Source organism: Arcobacter acticola (genome assembly GCF_013177675.1).
In the GTDB taxonomy this organism is placed as follows: domain Bacteria; phylum Campylobacterota; class Campylobacteria; order Campylobacterales; family Arcobacteraceae; genus Aliarcobacter; species Aliarcobacter acticola.
Genome location: NZ_CP042652.1, coordinates 1,241,515 through 1,256,915 on the forward strand (window position 1 = coordinate 1,241,515; position 15,401 = coordinate 1,256,915).

17 protein-coding genes and 1 riboswitch are annotated in these 15,401 nt (G+C 28.3%); of the genes, 5 read left to right on the forward strand and 12 right to left on the reverse strand.

Annotated features, from left to right (window positions below; genetic code table 11):
* The first annotated feature begins 58 nt into the window (after positions 1–58).
* From AACT_RS06365 to AACT_RS06380, 4 genes are all read left to right on the forward strand, one after another.
* Positions 59–241: a hypothetical protein gene (locus AACT_RS06365; protein ID WP_172126008.1), complete on the forward strand. Its 183-nt coding sequence runs from the start codon at positions 59–61 to the stop codon at positions 239–241.
* A 335-nt stretch (positions 242–576) separates the two neighbouring features.
* A riboswitch (TPP riboswitch) is annotated at positions 577–693 on the forward strand.
* 115 nt (positions 694–808) lie between these two features.
* Positions 809–2,701, forward strand: coding sequence for a phosphomethylpyrimidine synthase ThiC (gene thiC / locus AACT_RS06370; RefSeq protein WP_172126009.1), 1,893 nt, complete (start codon positions 809–811; stop codon positions 2,699–2,701).
* Between the two features lie 19 nt (positions 2,702–2,720).
* Positions 2,721–3,752 (forward strand): FAD-dependent oxidoreductase, encoded by a 1,032-nt coding sequence (locus AACT_RS06375; protein ID WP_172126010.1) that lies wholly within the window; start codon positions 2,721–2,723, stop codon positions 3,750–3,752.
* Entirely contained in the window at positions 3,749–4,567 is an 819-nt protein-coding gene (locus AACT_RS06380; RefSeq protein WP_172126011.1) for a thiazole synthase, read from the forward strand. The genes AACT_RS06375 and AACT_RS06380 overlap by 4 nt, the downstream gene beginning before the upstream one ends.
* Positions 4,568–4,847: 280 nt before the next feature.
* Here the strand turns inward: AACT_RS06380 and AACT_RS06385 are convergent, their stop codons facing one another.
* From AACT_RS06385 to AACT_RS06400, 4 genes are all read right to left on the reverse strand, one after another.
* Entirely contained in the window at positions 4,848–5,192 is a 345-nt protein-coding gene (locus tag AACT_RS06385) for a DUF3147 family protein (RefSeq protein ID WP_172126012.1), read from the reverse strand.
* Positions 5,176–6,402 (reverse strand): ATP-binding protein, encoded by a 1,227-nt coding sequence (locus AACT_RS06390; protein ID WP_216658225.1) that lies wholly within the window; start codon positions 6,400–6,402, stop codon positions 5,176–5,178. Before AACT_RS06390 ends, AACT_RS06385 begins: the two co-directional genes overlap by 17 nt.
* Positions 6,395–7,054, reverse strand: a complete 660-nt coding sequence (locus AACT_RS06395; protein ID WP_172126014.1) for a response regulator transcription factor — start codon at positions 7,052–7,054, stop codon at positions 6,395–6,397. The genes AACT_RS06390 and AACT_RS06395 overlap by 8 nt, the downstream gene beginning before the upstream one ends.
* A gap of 69 nt (positions 7,055–7,123) precedes the next feature.
* On the reverse strand, positions 7,124–7,396 hold the full coding sequence (locus AACT_RS06400) for a metal/formaldehyde-sensitive transcriptional repressor (protein ID WP_172126015.1): 273 nt from the start codon (positions 7,394–7,396) through the stop codon (positions 7,124–7,126).
* Positions 7,397–7,466: 70 nt separating this feature from the next.
* On the opposite strand from AACT_RS06400, the gene dmeF reads away from it, so the two are divergent.
* Entirely contained in the window at positions 7,467–8,411 is a 945-nt protein-coding gene (dmeF, locus tag AACT_RS06405; protein WP_172126016.1) for a CDF family Co(II)/Ni(II) efflux transporter DmeF, read from the forward strand.
* Positions 8,412–8,496: 85 nt separating this feature from the next.
* Here dmeF and AACT_RS06410 read toward each other — a convergent pair whose 3' ends face one another.
* From AACT_RS06410 to AACT_RS06440, 8 genes are all read right to left on the reverse strand, one after another.
* Entirely contained in the window at positions 8,497–8,835 is a 339-nt protein-coding gene (locus tag AACT_RS06410) for a DUF6488 family protein (RefSeq protein ID WP_172126017.1), read from the reverse strand.
* 83 nt (positions 8,836–8,918) lie between these two features.
* Positions 8,919–9,041, reverse strand: coding sequence for a hypothetical protein (locus tag AACT_RS15610; RefSeq protein ID WP_272953567.1), 123 nt, complete (start codon positions 9,039–9,041; stop codon positions 8,919–8,921).
* An 11-nt stretch (positions 9,042–9,052) separates the two neighbouring features.
* A complete protein-coding gene (locus AACT_RS06415) occupies positions 9,053–10,192 on the reverse strand; it encodes a HupE/UreJ family protein (RefSeq protein WP_172126018.1) in 1,140 nt (379 codons plus the stop codon).
* Positions 10,193–10,346: 154 nt separating this feature from the next.
* A complete protein-coding gene (locus AACT_RS06420; protein ID WP_172126019.1) occupies positions 10,347–10,745 on the reverse strand; it encodes a hypothetical protein in 399 nt (132 codons plus the stop codon).
* A gap of 204 nt (positions 10,746–10,949) precedes the next feature.
* Positions 10,950–11,411: a hypothetical protein gene (locus AACT_RS06425; RefSeq protein WP_172126020.1), complete on the reverse strand. Its 462-nt coding sequence runs from the start codon at positions 11,409–11,411 to the stop codon at positions 10,950–10,952.
* Positions 11,412–11,955: 544 nt separating this feature from the next.
* Positions 11,956–12,945, reverse strand: coding sequence for a hypothetical protein (locus AACT_RS06430; RefSeq protein ID WP_228720547.1), 990 nt, complete (start codon positions 12,943–12,945; stop codon positions 11,956–11,958).
* Positions 12,946–12,954: 9 nt separating this feature from the next.
* Positions 12,955–14,337 carry an MBOAT family O-acyltransferase gene (locus AACT_RS06435; protein ID WP_172126021.1) on the reverse strand — a complete coding sequence of 461 codons (1,383 nt, stop codon included), beginning with the start codon at positions 14,335–14,337 and terminating at the stop codon, positions 12,955–12,957.
* Between the two features lie 74 nt (positions 14,338–14,411).
* Positions 14,412–15,290 carry an RluA family pseudouridine synthase gene (locus AACT_RS06440; protein WP_172126022.1) on the reverse strand — a complete coding sequence of 293 codons (879 nt, stop codon included), beginning with the start codon at positions 15,288–15,290 and terminating at the stop codon, positions 14,412–14,414.
* Between the last annotated feature and the right edge of the window lie 111 nt (positions 15,291–15,401).

A 15,401-nucleotide genomic window follows, 5' to 3' on the forward strand; every position in this document is an offset into this window, starting at 1 on the left:
ACTTTTGTAGTACTTTTCCTTGATATAGTTTATTTAACTTAAGAAAAAGGAGTATGTTATGAAAACTTTAGTTTTATCATCGCTTTTTATTTTACTTTTTACAGGATGTATTCAAGACTCAAGACAATTGACTAAAGAAGAGTGTGAAAGAGGCGGATACAAATATGCAACAGAAAAAAAACTGAATTATAGAACAGGTAAATATGAATTAAAATTTATTTGTTTAAATAAAATAAAATAGTTTATGAATTTAATACCAAAGTACTTTGTTTCTTTATATATTAATAACTATTAAGTATTAAGGTTTTTCTATTATGGAATTTATAGACCTGTATGTTTATATTCTAAGTTACACCTATCTCTTGATGTTTTATAACCTCTTACTTTTGGAGCAATTCTTACAAATAGAAAGCTTGTTCCAAAAAGAGTTGAATTGGTGAACATACTCCAAAAGGTACAGATTGTTGAACTTGTTATTTTAACTTAGATACTTTTAAATTCTAAGTATGAATTTAGATTACCATTCCACTAAATTGATTTAAGCTTTCATAAATAAAACTTCAAGTAGAATCGATAATCAACCTCTCGGGGCGCTTTATCTTTTTTAAAGATAGAAGCTGAGATAGCAGTTTTGCTTGTCCCGTTGAACTTGAACTGGGTAATTCCAGCGTAAGGAAGAGACTGTACTTATTTTATAGACTATAAAGTCTAATATATTTTTTTATTGCGAAAAGCTTTTAAAATGATATATCTACATATTTTAACTACACTTCTCTCTTTTCGTATTTTATTTATGAAAGAGATTAAAATGACAAACAAACAACAAGAAACAATAACAACATCAAATGAGTTACTAACAAGAGAACCTTTCCCCGCATCAACTAAGGTGTATATAGAGGGGAAAATACACACAGATATTAAAGTTCCCGTAAGAGAAATACTTTTGGCAAATGAAACTAAACTAAGAGTATATGATACATCTGGTCCTTATACAGATACAAGTATTGACATTGATGTAGGTAAAGGTATTCCAACTATCAGAAAAGAATGGATTGCTAAAAGAAATGACGTTGAGCAATATGATGGTCGAATTATGGAACCTAGTGATAATGGATACAAAACAGAGGAACAACTTGACTTTGTAACAGCAGGAACAAAAGGATTAGTAAGAACTCCTTTAAGAGCAAAAAAAGATGAAAATGGCAAAACAAAAAATGTTACGCAACTGTGGTATGCAAGACAAGGAATCATAACAGCTGAAATGGAATTTATTGCACTTCGTGAAAATCAAGATTTAGCTATGAGTAAAGAATATTTACAAGATGAAGAGCGAGAAAATAGATTAAGAGGTGAAAGTTTTGGTGCAAATCTACCAAAAGTAATAACAGCAGAATTTGTAAGAGAAGAAGTTGCAAGAGGAAGAGCTGTAATTCCATGTAATATAAATCATCCAGAAGTTGAACCTATGATTATAGGACGTAATTTTTTAGTAAAAGTAAATGCTAATATTGGTAACTCAGCAACTTCATCTTCAATTGCTGAAGAAGTAGAAAAAATGGTATGGTCAACAAGATGGGGAGCAGATACTGTTATGGATTTATCTACGGGTAAGAATATTCATACTACAAGAGATTGGATTTTAAGAAACTCTCCTGTTCCTATTGGAACAGTTCCTATTTATCAAGCCTTAGAAAAAGTAAAAGGCGTAGCTGAAGACTTAACATGGGAAGTATTTAGAGATACGTTAATAGAACAAGCTGAACAAGGTGTAGATTATTTCACTATTCATGCAGGACTTCTTTTACATCATGTACCAATGACTGCAAAAAGAGTTACAGGTATTGTAAGTCGTGGTGGAGCTATTATGGCTAAATGGATGATTCATCATCATAAAGAAAACTTTTTAAATACACATTTTGAAGATATTTGTGAAATTATGAAAACATATGATGTAACATTTTCATTAGGAGATGGTTTACGTCCAGGATCAGGTGCGGATGCTAATGATGAAGCTCAATTTGCAGAGCTAAAAGAATTAGGAAGATTAACAAAAATTGCATGGAAGCATGATGTTCAAACTCTTATCGAAGGTCCTGGTCATGTACCGATGCATCTTATAAAAGAAAATATGGAAAAGCAACTAGAATGGTGTGATGAAGCACCTTTTTACACACTAGGACCCCTAACTACTGATATAGCTCCTGGTTATGATCATTTTACATCAGGTATTGGTGCAGCTATGATTGCTTGGTATGGTTGTGCAATGTTATGTTATGTAACACCAAAAGAACATCTTGGATTACCAAATAGAGATGATGTTAAAGAAGGTTTAATTACATATAAAATTGCAGCACACGCAGCAGATATTGCAAAAGGTCATCCAGGAGCACGAGCAAGAGATGATGCAATGAGTTTAGCACGATTTGAATTTAGATGGGTTGATCAATTTAATATTGGTCTAGATCCATATAGAGCAAGAGAGTTCCATGATGTAGAACTACCTGCTGAATCTGCAAAAGTAGCACATTTTTGTTCTATGTGTGGACCTAAATTTTGTTCTATGAAAATTTCGGCGGAAGTAAGAACATATGCAGATGCATTAGGAACAGATGTTGAGACAGCAAGAAAAAAAGGCATGGATGAAATGTCTTTAAAATTTGAAGAAATGGGATCCGAAATTTATGTTGAAGCAAAAGAATAATCAAGTAAAAAATAAGAAAATGAATATAGCAATAGTTGGTACTGGTTTAGTAGGTAGAGTTTTGGCTCTTAACCTACTAAAAGATGGACATACTTTAACACTATTTGATAAAGATAGTAAAGATGGACTTACATCAGCTGGTTATACAGCAGCAGGTATGTTAGCACCCTTTGCTGAACTTGAAACAGCTGAATCAATAATATTTGATTTAGGTGTTCGCTCTGTATCTTTATGGCCCGATTTATTAAAAGAAGTTGGAGTTTATGATGGATTTCAATTAGCAGGAACAATTATAACTGCCCATCCTCAAGATTCAAAAGAACTTGAACATTTTATTACAACATTAAAGAACAAAGTAAAAGAAGCCAAAGAAATAGAATCTATAAATAAAGAGCAATTAGAAGAACTCGAACCTGAATTAACTCAATATAATAAATCATTTTATATTAAAAATGAAGGGCAAGTAGATTCACAACGTTTTATAACTGCTTGTTCTGATTATTTACAAAATCATCCAAATGTAACATGGAAAGATTTTACAAAAGTAGACAAGATAGAAGAGGGTAATATTTATATAAATAAAGAAATTCAAGAGTTTGACTGGGTTTTTGATTCACGTGGGTTAGGAGCAAAAGAGCATTTTTCTGATTTACGAGGTGTAAGAGGTGAAGTATTATGGTTAGAATCAGATGAAATTAATATTACAAGACCAACAAGATTACTTCATCCAAGATATAAAATATATATTGTTCCAAGACAAAACTCTAAACGTTATATCCTTGGTGCTACAGAAATAGAAAGTGAAGATACAAGTGATATTTCAGTTCGTTCTAGTATGGAACTTTTATCTGCTGTGTTTACTGTTCATCCTAGTTTTGGTGAAGCTCGTGTAGTTAATAGTAAAACAAACTGTCGACCTGCCTTTAAAGATAACTTGCCTCGAATTGAAAATACAAATAAATTAACTAGAATAAACGGTCTTTATAGACATGGCTATTTATTAGCACCTGCCATTGTAGAAAAAGCATTAAAGGAAGGAATATATAAATGAATGATGTAAATAAGAAAGAGACAAATGAATCATGGGAAATAGCAGGAAAAACACTATCAAGTAGATTGTTAATTGGCTCTGCTCTTTATCCAAGTCCTTCTTGTATGGAAGATGCCATTACTATATCAAAATCTCAAATTGTAACAGTGTCTTTGAGACGTGCAACAGCAGGAGAAAACAATGACAATAAACAATCATGGAATATTATAAAAGATTTAGGTCTTAATATATTACCAAATACAGCAGGTTCTCACAGTGCAAAAGAAGCAATTACAACTGCAAGAATTGCAAGAGAAGCATTTGGTACAAATTGGATAAAACTAGAAGTAATTGGAGATCAATATAATCTTCAACCAGATCCTTTTGAAACAGTAAAAGCAGCTGAAGTTTTAATCAAAGAAGGCTTTGAAGTATTTCCATACACTACAGATGATTTAGTAGTATCTAAACGATTAGTAGATGTTGGATGTAAAATTTTAATGCCTTGGGGTTCGATGATTGGTTCAGGAAAAGGATTAATGAATCCAGATAATTTAAAAGCAATACGAAATTATTTTCCAAAACTACAACTTATAATAGATGCAGGAATAGGAAAACCTTCTCATGCAAGCCAAGCAATGGAATTAGGTTATGATGGAATACTTTTAAATTCAGCAATAGCTTTATCTCAAGATCCTATAAAAATGGCAAATGCTTTTAGATTAGCAGTTGAAGCAGGAAGATTGGCTTATGAAGCAGGAATTATGCAAGAACGTGAATTTGCTAATCCATCTACTCCTATTGTTGGAACTCCTTTTTGGCATCAATTTGATTAATAAATTTTTTTTAAGCACTCTCAAATAAATTTGGAAAAGACTTACACCTAAAACGAGAGGTAAGAGCATTATATAGTAGTTCAATAATTTAGTTTGAAACTTAAAGAAAGTTGCAAAAGGTACAGGTTGTGGAACTTGTAGATAAATATTTTTATAATTCATTTTTAGAACATTTATCCATCATTTTTTGTGCACTATCTAAGGTTGACAGATTAGGTTTAGGTGTGTCTTTATCTATCTCTTTATGGGTGGATTCCTGCAATCTAAGTAGTTTTATTCTTTAAATTGAAATATTAAATTTTTCAAGTAATAAAATCATTATGTAGTATGAAATTGCTGTTAATGCAATTGAAAAGATTAATGCAAAATAAAAATTAACATACTTTAAAAAAATTGGTAAAGTTATAAATAATACTAAAGATGGAATAACTAACCAAAAAATAGAATATGAAAGTTTTGAGATAGTTTCTACATTTTTTGTATCAATATATATCCAAATAAAAGCCATAACTGAAACCAATGGAATAGAAGCTAAGATTGCTCCAAGAAGTGAACTTCTTTTTGAAAGTTCAGAGATAGCTACTATTAAAACAGCTGAAATTAACACTTTAATTACATAATACATTTTTTATTCCTAAAATTACATTTTCATTTTTATACTCATATTCTAAAGTATAACCGTTGAGATTTACAATATTTTTAATAATAAACAGACCAAAACCATAACCTGTTGAACTTTTATGTCTTTTGTTTTTATCAATTTTCCAATTTTTCAACTCAGATGATAAGTCAACAGGCAAAGGTTCACCTTTATTAATAAATAAAAATTTATCATCTTTTAATTCAATACTTATTTTTTTGTCATTTGCATATTTTAAAGCATTATCAAATAAGTTTTTAAAGCAGATTATCCAAAGCTCTTTATCTCCATATATTTTGGTTTCTGCATCAATATTTATATTAATCTTATTTTTATTCTCAACTCCTATTTTTTCAATAGCTAAATTAAGTAGTTCCAAAAAATTATGTTCTTTTTGTTCTATAGTATTTTTATTAACTATCAAACTCTCTAAAATAGAAAATTCATCTAGTTCATTATTGAGTCTTTGCATGAGTTTCAACATCTTTTCATTGACTTCAACTGATGGTTGCATCTTAAGGTAAAACATCCCTTTTGCTATTGGCATTTTAAGTTCATGCATAAAGATTTTATTAAACATCTCTCTTGTTTCTAAAATATACTCAAGTTGGGAAATAGAGTTATTATAAGAAGTTGCTATTTGATTTATCTCATCATAATTTGATTTATAATCAAGAATAGACATATCTCCCTTTTGAAGGTTTTTTAACTTATCATGGATTGTTTGTAAAGGTTTCAAAGATTTTTGAAGCATTAAATATAGAAGAAACTGTAATATCAATAGAATTGAAAAAATAGTATGAATAAATATATAATCACTTTTTTCTTGTAAATCCTCCAAGTAAAGCTCTCCAATTTGGTTATAAGTATGAATTATAGTTTTATTCTCAATTTTTAAGATTGAAAAACCCTTTGATTTATCACCTCTTTCAAATAATACTTTTTTATTTTTATCAAGATTTTGCTTGTAAACTTTCATATTAAAACTTTGTACATCACTATCTTGAAAAGCGTATGATTGCATAATTAGAGGTTGTAATGAACTTACTATGCTAAAATATCTAGCTATTTGATGTTCTTGATTTTGGTGCTTTTGTTGAAAATAAAAAAATACCCATAAAGATATAATGACTAAAAAAGATACTATAAAAAGAGTATTTATCTGTTTAAATAATGATTTCTTAATGTTACTCAACAATTCTATATCCTCTTCCTCTTAATGCAATAATATGATTAGCTTCTGAAAAAGGTTTTATCTTTTGTCTTATTTTACTAATAATCATCTCTAAACTTTTTCCATCACTAGAAGTAATTGAAGGGGAACTATAAAATAACTGCTCTTTTGAAACAATTCCGCCATAGTTTTTTATAAGCTCTTTAGCAACTTCAAACTCCGCTTCTGTTAATAAAAGATGATTCCCAAGATATTTCATATCTCTACTATTTTCATCTACTTCAAACGATTTTCTTGATTTTTCTTCATCATTAAAATTTTTAGTTCTTCTAATCAAGCTTACTATTCTGGCATAAAGTTCATCAGGGTCATAAGGTTTGGGAAGATAATCATCTGCTCCTATTTGTAGACCTGTAACTTTATCCATTGTTGAGTTTCTAGCACTTGATATTATTATTGGAATTTTACTTTTCTTTCTAAACTCTTTACAAATCTCTAAACCATCAATTCCAGGAAGCCCTAAATCTAAAAGAACTAAATCATAATCATTTAGATTTAATACAAGTGCTTTAAAGGGATCTTCACAAGTATCTGTTTTAATACTTCTTGTAAATAAAAAGTCTGTAATAAGCTGGGCAAATTCTAAATCATCCTCTATTAAAAGTATTTTCATTTACTCTCCAAATTATAATTATATCTATTATCGAAGTTTACAATATAAAACCAAACAAAGGTAAACAAACTATTTAAGATAGCTTTTAAGTAATGATGAAAGATTTTCTATCTCTTGTTCTCTTTGTTCTTCGCTTACATGATTTCCTAAGTGCTCTTTTATATGTCCATCTAAAACTTCACTCATTAGTGACTGAATTGCACCTCGACTAGCACTTATTTGCTGTAAAATTTTAAAACAATCAGTTTCATTTTCTAAAGCTTTTTCAATACTATTTAATTGACCTCTGATTTTTTTTACTCTTAAAATTAATTTCCCTTTATTTGCTATTGTGTGAGCCATAAAATTCCTTTCAAAATATCATAAGTTATACTGGGGTATAGTATCACAAATATTTTAAATTAGGTATAAAATGCAAACAAAAACTATATTAGAAAACTTGTCCCACTCTCACAGTTTTGATGATTCAAATCAAAGAGCAAAAAGAAATACTCTTTATGCAACTGTTTTAACATTTGTTATGATGATTGCTGAGATTACAGCAGGTATTATTTACAATTCTATGGCTTTACTTGCAGATGGTTGGCATATGAGTTCACATGCATTAGCTTTAGGGTTATCTTTTTTTGCTTATGCAATGGCTACAAAATATAAAAATGATATACGATTTAGTTTTGGAACTTTTAAAATAGAGATATTAGGAGCTTATACAAGTGCCATACTTCTTATAGTTGTTGCTTTTTTTATGGCTTTTCACTCAATTGAAAGATTTTTGAATCCAGTTGATATATCTTATAAAGAGGCAATTTTTGTAGCAGTTTTAGGTTTAATTATTAATTTGGTTTGTGCATGGCTGTTAAAAGATGACCATTCTCACCATCATCATGGACATGATGAACATCATCACCATGAGCATAGTCATTCTCATCATGATGATATGAATCTAAAAGCTGCCTATATACATGTACTTGCAGATGCATTAACTTCAATATTAGCTATTATTGCACTAATAGCTGGACTGATTTGGGGTGCAGCATGGCTTGACCCTATTATGGGAATAGTTGGATCAATATTAGTATTCGTATGGGCAATAGGACTTATAAAACAATCTGGAAAAGTTTTACTTGATGCAAATATGGATGACCCTGTTGTAAGTGAAATTATTGAAGTTATAGATAACTCAAAGGTAAATGCAAAAATTACAGACCTTCATGTATGGCATGTGGGAAAAGGAAAATATTCTTGTATTCTTTGTTTAGATGTTGATGAAGATATATCTAGTGATTATTTAAAAAAAGAGCTACAAATTCATGAAGAATTAGTTCATATAACAATAGAACTAAATAAAAATATCTAAGTATAAACACTATCTACTTGTTTGCTAATAGTTGACAATAAAGATTTAGAGGTTTTCTCTAAATCTTTATTTGTTTTAAATAGTATTATTTACCAGTATAATTACTTCCTGTTAACTTACCTGCATTATCTACAAAAATATAAAGAGTTTGTTTTGCAGCATCTTCAATTTTGTCATTATTGAAAATTACACGCCATTCTTGACCTTGATTATATTTTTCAATTTTATTAATATCTTTATTTAACCAGCTATTATCAATTTTTCCACTTTTTGCTAATCTATTAATTTCTTCTTTAGCTACTGTTTTAATAATTGTTGTACTAGCTTCAACTGGTGCATGACTATGTCCAGTTCCTGCATATAATGGATTAAATCCTATCATTAATGTTACAGCTAATAAGCCTTTTTTTATCATTGTTCTCATTGTTTTTCCTTTTATAATTTATCATATTGATAATTCTTTTTGTTTGTATACACAGTTGGAAGTGTATACACCTTATGCATATTTTACTTCAATGTGTCGTGTTTAACTGGTTTACTTTTATTTTCATCATGTTCATGTCCGTGATCAGAACATCCCGTAACTACTGCAAATAAAAAGGCAAGTAAAAATAGATTTCTTTTTTTCATTAATATCCTTCTTAATTAATTGTTTCACGTTTAGGAAGAGTTGGTTCTTCTGTGGTTTGTACTTGTGTATCTTTCTTTACATCCATAAGTTTATAATCACCTTTTACATTAAGAGTAATTGTAATTAAATCTGCACTGTAGTTTTTCCAATACCATCCATGAGTTCCTTCAAAAGTAGTTGTTAGAGAACCACTTGCTTCTTCAGCCATTGCTTTCTTAAATGTTTCAAAAGAACCTGTTGTATCACCTTTTGGTTCACCGTGAAAATCGTAAAATAAGACACCTTTATCAGTTTTCCAAGAATAAGAAAATGTTTCACCTTTTGCAACTTCTAATTTATACTCTTTTTCTCCTCTTGCAGGAAGTGTGATTGTGATTGTATCTTTCCAATTAGATTTCTCTGTAGAATCAAGTTCTGTTACATTTTTTGTAGTTTCAGATTTGTACCCAAGTTCTTCTGCGTTAGTTGTATGCTCATAACCATGCATTTGCATTATAAATAGATAAGCTCCTGCTATGATTAAAAAACCGTTTGCAGCTTTAGAAAATGAAGAGAAAGCCTCTTTCTTTCTGAAGAATGCTATTACAAATAGCATTACAGCTAATGCACTAATTTGTCCAATTTCAATACCTATATTAAATGAAATAATATTCATTAATAAATCATCAGGATTCAAAGGAAGTTGTTGTAATCTAGTAGATAATCCAAGACCATGAATCAAACCTAAAGAAAAAATCATTACTAACATATTTGGTGCTTTTACATTAAAATACTTTTTAAATCCATCAAGATTATGAAAAGCTATATAACAAACACTTAATGCAATAACCGCATCAACTAAAAAATAGTTAACTTGAATAGCATTAAAAGTTGCAATGATTAGGGTAATACTGTGTCCTACTGTAAATGCAGTTATATACTTTACGATGTCTTTAAATTTAGTTAGAAAAAAGATAATCCCAAATACAAATGCTAAGTGATCATAACCAGATAACATATGAGTAGCACCTATCCATATATAACGTAGATTGCCACCTTCTATGATAATTTGTTTTTCAGCTTCTGACATTCCATGCCCGAAAGCCTGACTTGCGAATAATGTAAGCAAGATAACCAAAAGCCATCTTGATTGTTTTATAATTGATAACATAATACCTCAAAAAATTTATTTATAATGACCATAAGTCATTGTGATTGTTTGTAAAAAACAACTTGAATATTATCATTGATTAAAAAATAATAGATGATAATAAATATGTTCTTGAATCTATTTCATTAGAAATTCAAGGTTTAAAGAATAAAAATTAAGAGTTTAAAGGTGGTGCACGAGGATTTGAACTGGAATAAAGAGAATATCCCTGTTTAGTATTTATAAAGATTGGTACTTGAGTCTTTACAAGTGGAATAGATTGATTTAAATTAAAAGTTAAAACTGCAATATCTAAAGATGAGTCTTTTTGTTTTTTTCTATTTTGTAGAGTATATTCGGTGTCAAGCGCTATTATATTTGAATGGTTTAATTGAGGAGCTGAATCATTAATTGAAATATATTCATGAGAATGGGTTTCTATCTGATGTTTATGTACTTTTCCATCATGATTATGATTTTCAGAAAAATGTATATGAGTTGTTGACCACTGTATTGTAAGAAATGCAGTAATTAGAAATAATAATTGTACATAATTTAATTTAGTTTTATTCATCTAATATTTATACTCTAACCTAGCTTATTTTTTAATGATATTTACAGAGCGAATGTTATCTGAAAATGTTTTCTATTTAACTTAAAAGACTATTTAACTACATCAAACAGGAAATGAAAAAGTAAAAAAACTACATAAAAATTTTACTAAAATTTTGAATACGCATGAGTTATTTATGCCAGTTTTTTAACTTATTGATTCTAATTATTCCATAATATATTTTACTTTATCTTTATAACTAATGTGACAAGAGATACAGCTATTACTTAACACTTGTGAAGCTTCTAAGGCTTTTAGCCACTCTTTATCATTTACAGCTTGTTCAATAGCTTCCACGTCTTCATCCATTTTTTTATCATAATATACTAGCATTGATTTAAAACCTTCTTGATCTTCTTTATCCATAATTATCCAAGGTTTAGCCTTTGGAGCAGGATGAGTTCTGATTAAATCAATACCTCTATCTACAAGAAACTTATTCATACCAATAATTCCCATATCAATATTGTTTTTAGCCATTCCCATACCTTGCATTAATTGAGCATAAGTAATATCCTCTTTTTTCATACTTTTCACCAAATCATCTGCTGTTTTTTCTTGTGCAAATAGTGAGATTGACAAAATTGTACTAACTACTAAAATAGTTAGTTTTCCTGCTCTTTCCATTTTTTATCCTTGTATAATTAATTTATAATGAAAGTATAAAGAATAAAGGTAATTATTTACCCAAGTGAAGGTAAACAAAGGTAAATGACAAAAAATTGAGAATTTATCTATTTATTTTTTAAGTATCTGTTTTTCATCCGACACTAAACTATAAATAGGTTTCCTAAATTAAGAAAAGTACAACAATTGTTCGAGTATATGGAAAGTCCATTCTTTTAAAGTAGATAATTTAGGGTGTTTTATTAAATTTAATTAAGTTTATCATAATGTCCTCATCAGTAGGTTACAGATAAGAGATAGTGTTTTTACATCAAATACGCACTGTTTACTTATATCCTTGTCAAAACCTCTTACTTTTGGAACACAAAACACACATATTAGTTTTTCATGTTCCACAAACTATTCAAAAAGTAAAAACTACAAAGTTCCTTAAACCTTATGGAGTTATTGAACAAGAAAAGAGAAACTTTTTTACTAGACGAGAAGATTTTTATTTTCAAGTATGAGCCTGATAACTCATAAATACTATAATCTTGATATTCAGTTATTTTATTAAAATTCCAAAGTCTTTTGGTACATTAACAGAAGAGTCTTCAAAAACTTTAGCAAAATACAAATAACCAAATTCTTGTTTTAAGTGAGAAGTATCAATATAATTATCATCATTTACAGTAATACTATTTTCTGTCATAAAATCATAATATGGATAGATTTTTACTAATTCATCTTTCCATTTATAAAATATATCCATTTTATTTACTTCTTTCAAAATATTAAGTTGTGATACATGAATAGCTGTTGTAAATACTTTTAGATTTATATTATTATCTTTACATAATTGAACCATTTTTCTATAATACTCAAATTGAGTATTTCCCCATTCTAAATACTTATTATATTTTCTATGATAACCTTCTAATGAGCTCTTTTTTCTATCTTCCCATGTATTATCTAGTAATACTATACTTTGATGATAGGCAGTGATTGCACCATCTTTATAGAAAGGCTCTGTGTATTTGTTTTCATAGGCATATTTTAAATATTTCATAAGTGGTAAGCTAAGATAGTGTTTGATTTGTTTTAAAAATGTAAAACCATCTTCAAATATTGTTTCATCAAAATCACTTTTATTATCTTCTAGTTTTTCACTAAATGGATATAAATTTAAAGCAATAACAACATTTTTTATATCAAAGTGATCTATTGAATATTTTAAAAAATGATACTGTTCTTCAAGAGTAGAGAAGGTAAGTCCTAGGTTATAAACTTTATCATGGGTATATTTTTCTAAATCTTTGGGATCTAAATAGTGAGCTCTACTTCCACCTAATATTATACTATTTGGTTTCACTTCATTTAATTCTACAAATTTTTGAATTCTATATGCAAGGGCCACATCTTTATAAAGTCCTAGATTTACTTTGTTATTGATTCCAACAGGGTCAATTATATATCTAAAAACAATTCCTAATCCAAAAAGAAAAAGAGTAAGAAGAACTGATAAAATAAAGTATTTTTTATATTGTTTTTTCATCTTTTATCCTTAGAATTGGAAATACAAGAACTCTTTTGCACTTGAAAAAGTGAACAAAGAAGCTACTAAAAGTATTATTGTATAAAACATATATTTTGTATTTGGTTTAAAATTTTCAGCAATTTCCATACTATTTTTTGCACCAACTGCAAGTCCTAAAGCTAAAACTATATAAAAACTTTGCATATATGGATCTATGTAGTATAAATCTGAAAATCTAAAATTTGAAATATCAAATAGTGTTGTACTTACATACCAAGCATCTGAAAAATTATTTGATACAAATAAAATTCTTGTAAGAATCAATCCCATAAACATCAAAGACCAAGCTACATAAAGATTCATTTTTAAGTGGGCTCTTTTCATCATATGTGCCATTACAACAAAAATTCCATTTAATAATCCCCAAACTATAAAGTTCCAACCAGCTCCATGCCAAAATCCTGATACAAAAAATGTAATCATAATATTCATATACATAACAATTGCTAGTTTTTGATTCCCACCTAAACTTTTATAAATATAATCACCTAAAAATCTAGAAAGAGTGATATGCCATCTTTTCCAATAATCAGCGAAATTTCGTGCTTTATAAGGACTATTAAAGTTTTTTGGAATATCAATATTAAACATTCTACCAACACCCACAGCCATGTCTGCATATCCTGAAAGGTCAAAATAGTATGATAGTACATAAGAAACAGATGCGTACCAAGCTTCTACAGGTGATAAATTTTGTGCAAAATCAAAGGCAAATTGAGCATAATCTGTAAGAGGATCACCAAGAAGTGTTTTTTTTGCAAGTCCAATTGAAAAAATAAATAACCCTAAAGAAATATTTTGCCAGTTTATAAAAGATTTCCATCTTGTTTGAAACTGTGGAATAATCTCTTTATGGTGCATAATTGGACCCATTAGAAGTTGAGGAAAGAACGTTAAAAATAGTGCATAATTTAAAAAGTTATACTCTTTTGTTTCACCTCTATATGAATCTACTAAAAAAGCAATTTGCTGAAAGGTAAAATAACTAATAGCTAAAGGAAGAGCTAAATGTAGAAGATTTACATCTTTATTAAAAGCCCAGTTGAAATTTGATATGAAAAAGTCTGTATATTTAAAATACCCAAGAAGCGTTATATTTCCCAAAATACCAAATGTAAGCATGGATTTTGTTTTGTTTTTACCTAAAGATTGACCAACAAAGAAGTTAAAAAGCATACTAGCTAAAAGTAAAGGAAGATAAACTATATTCCACCATGAATAAAATACTAAAGAGGCTGCTACTAAAAATATTTTTGAAGATGTTACCAGTTTTTTTTTATTTAAATAAAAGTATATTAAAAAGCTTATTGGTAAAAATAAGAAAACAAATTCATATGAGTTAAATAGCAATACTGTCCTTATTCATAAAGGGTGAAATTTTTTCGGAATGGTAGTATAAAATTGTGTAATTATTGCTTAGTAGTTTAAAATTCTTGTAAAGAAGAAAATTTGTAAATAACATCTAAAAACTCAAATTCTAGGTAATTTGCTTGAAGTAATAATCTATTTGCTTTTGTATATTTTAATCTTTCATCTTCACTAAGTTTATTTTTTAAAAAAAGATCAGTAATCTTTTCATCTATTCCATATATTGGATCACCAATTATTTTATGTCCTATTGAATTTAAATGTACTCTTATTTGATGTTGTCTTCCTGTTAATGGAATAGCTTCTACTAAAGTTTGATTTTTTTCTTTATTATAAGAAATTGGATTTATCAATGTTTTAGATTCTTTACCATTTAAATCAGTTTTCATTTTAAGTTTGATTAATCCAGTATCATTTGTAATTGGAGTATCTATTTCTAGATTTTTTTCTATGTTTCCTTCAACTATTGCATGATATTTTTTAATATATTGTTTTTCTTCAAACATATTTTTTAAAATCATATCACTAAAAGCATTTTTCGAAACAAGAACTAAACCTGATGTTTCAGCATCAATTCTATGAACTAAAGAGCCTTTTTGACCAAAGTAGAACTTGATTTCATCTAAAAGTGTATAAATATCTAATTGATGAGATGAAGGATGAACCATTAAACCACTTGGTTTATCAAAAATTGCAAAATGAAAAGAATCAAATATAGGTTTTAAGCCTTTTGTAATTGGCTCAAAAATTACTATATAAATAAAGTTCGATTTGATGATTTGATTTTTTTGAAGTCTTTTATTATTCTCATCAGTGATTTTGCCTTTTTCTAAAAGATTTAATGTAAGTTTTGAATCAATACTTATATCTTCAAGTAAAAAATCTTCAATTTTTTTACCTTTGATAGTTTTAAATTCTTTTTTTATATATGACAAAATAAATCCTTGATTTATTGTAATTCGTTATTACAATATAGTTTTAGAGTGCAATTATTATATAAGTATGATTAATTTAAATAATTTTTAAAGGAAAGAACTAAAGATAGA

What these genes read in the sequence shown, in the direction of transcription:
- AACT_RS06395 (WP_172126014.1), bottom strand. Translation starts at nt 7,054, where the DNA reads ATGAAAATACTTTTAATAGAGGATGATTTAGAATTTGCCCAGCTTATT.
- AACT_RS06365 (WP_172126008.1), top strand. Translation starts at nt 59, where the DNA reads ATGAAAACTTTAGTTTTATCATCGCTTTTTATTTTACTTTTTACAGGA.
- AACT_RS06385 (WP_172126012.1), bottom strand. Translation starts at nt 5,192, where the DNA reads ATGTATTATGTAATTAAAGTGTTAATTTCAGCTGTTTTAATAGTAGCT.
- AACT_RS06400 (WP_172126015.1), bottom strand. Translation starts at nt 7,396, where the DNA reads ATGGCTCACACAATAGCAAATAAAGGGAAATTAATTTTAAGAGTAAAA.
- AACT_RS06380 (WP_172126011.1), top strand. Translation starts at nt 3,749, where the DNA reads ATGAATGATGTAAATAAGAAAGAGACAAATGAATCATGGGAAATAGCA.
- dmeF (WP_172126016.1), top strand. Translation starts at nt 7,467, where the DNA reads ATGCAAACAAAAACTATATTAGAAAACTTGTCCCACTCTCACAGTTTT.
- AACT_RS15610 (WP_272953567.1), bottom strand. Translation starts at nt 9,041, where the DNA reads ATGAAAAAAAGAAATCTATTTTTACTTGCCTTTTTATTTGCAGTAGTT.
- thiC (WP_172126009.1), top strand. Translation starts at nt 809, where the DNA reads ATGACAAACAAACAACAAGAAACAATAACAACATCAAATGAGTTACTA.
- AACT_RS06375 (WP_172126010.1), top strand. Translation starts at nt 2,721, where the DNA reads ATGAATATAGCAATAGTTGGTACTGGTTTAGTAGGTAGAGTTTTGGCT.
- AACT_RS06415 (WP_172126018.1), bottom strand. Translation starts at nt 10,192, where the DNA reads ATGTTATCAATTATAAAACAATCAAGATGGCTTTTGGTTATCTTGCTT.
- AACT_RS06420 (WP_172126019.1), bottom strand. Translation starts at nt 10,745, where the DNA reads ATGAATAAAACTAAATTAAATTATGTACAATTATTATTTCTAATTACT.
- AACT_RS06425 (WP_172126020.1), bottom strand. Translation starts at nt 11,411, where the DNA reads ATGGAAAGAGCAGGAAAACTAACTATTTTAGTAGTTAGTACAATTTTG.
- AACT_RS06430 (WP_228720547.1), bottom strand. Translation starts at nt 12,945, where the DNA reads ATGAAAAAACAATATAAAAAATACTTTATTTTATCAGTTCTTCTTACT.
- AACT_RS06410 (WP_172126017.1), bottom strand. Translation starts at nt 8,835, where the DNA reads ATGAGAACAATGATAAAAAAAGGCTTATTAGCTGTAACATTAATGATA.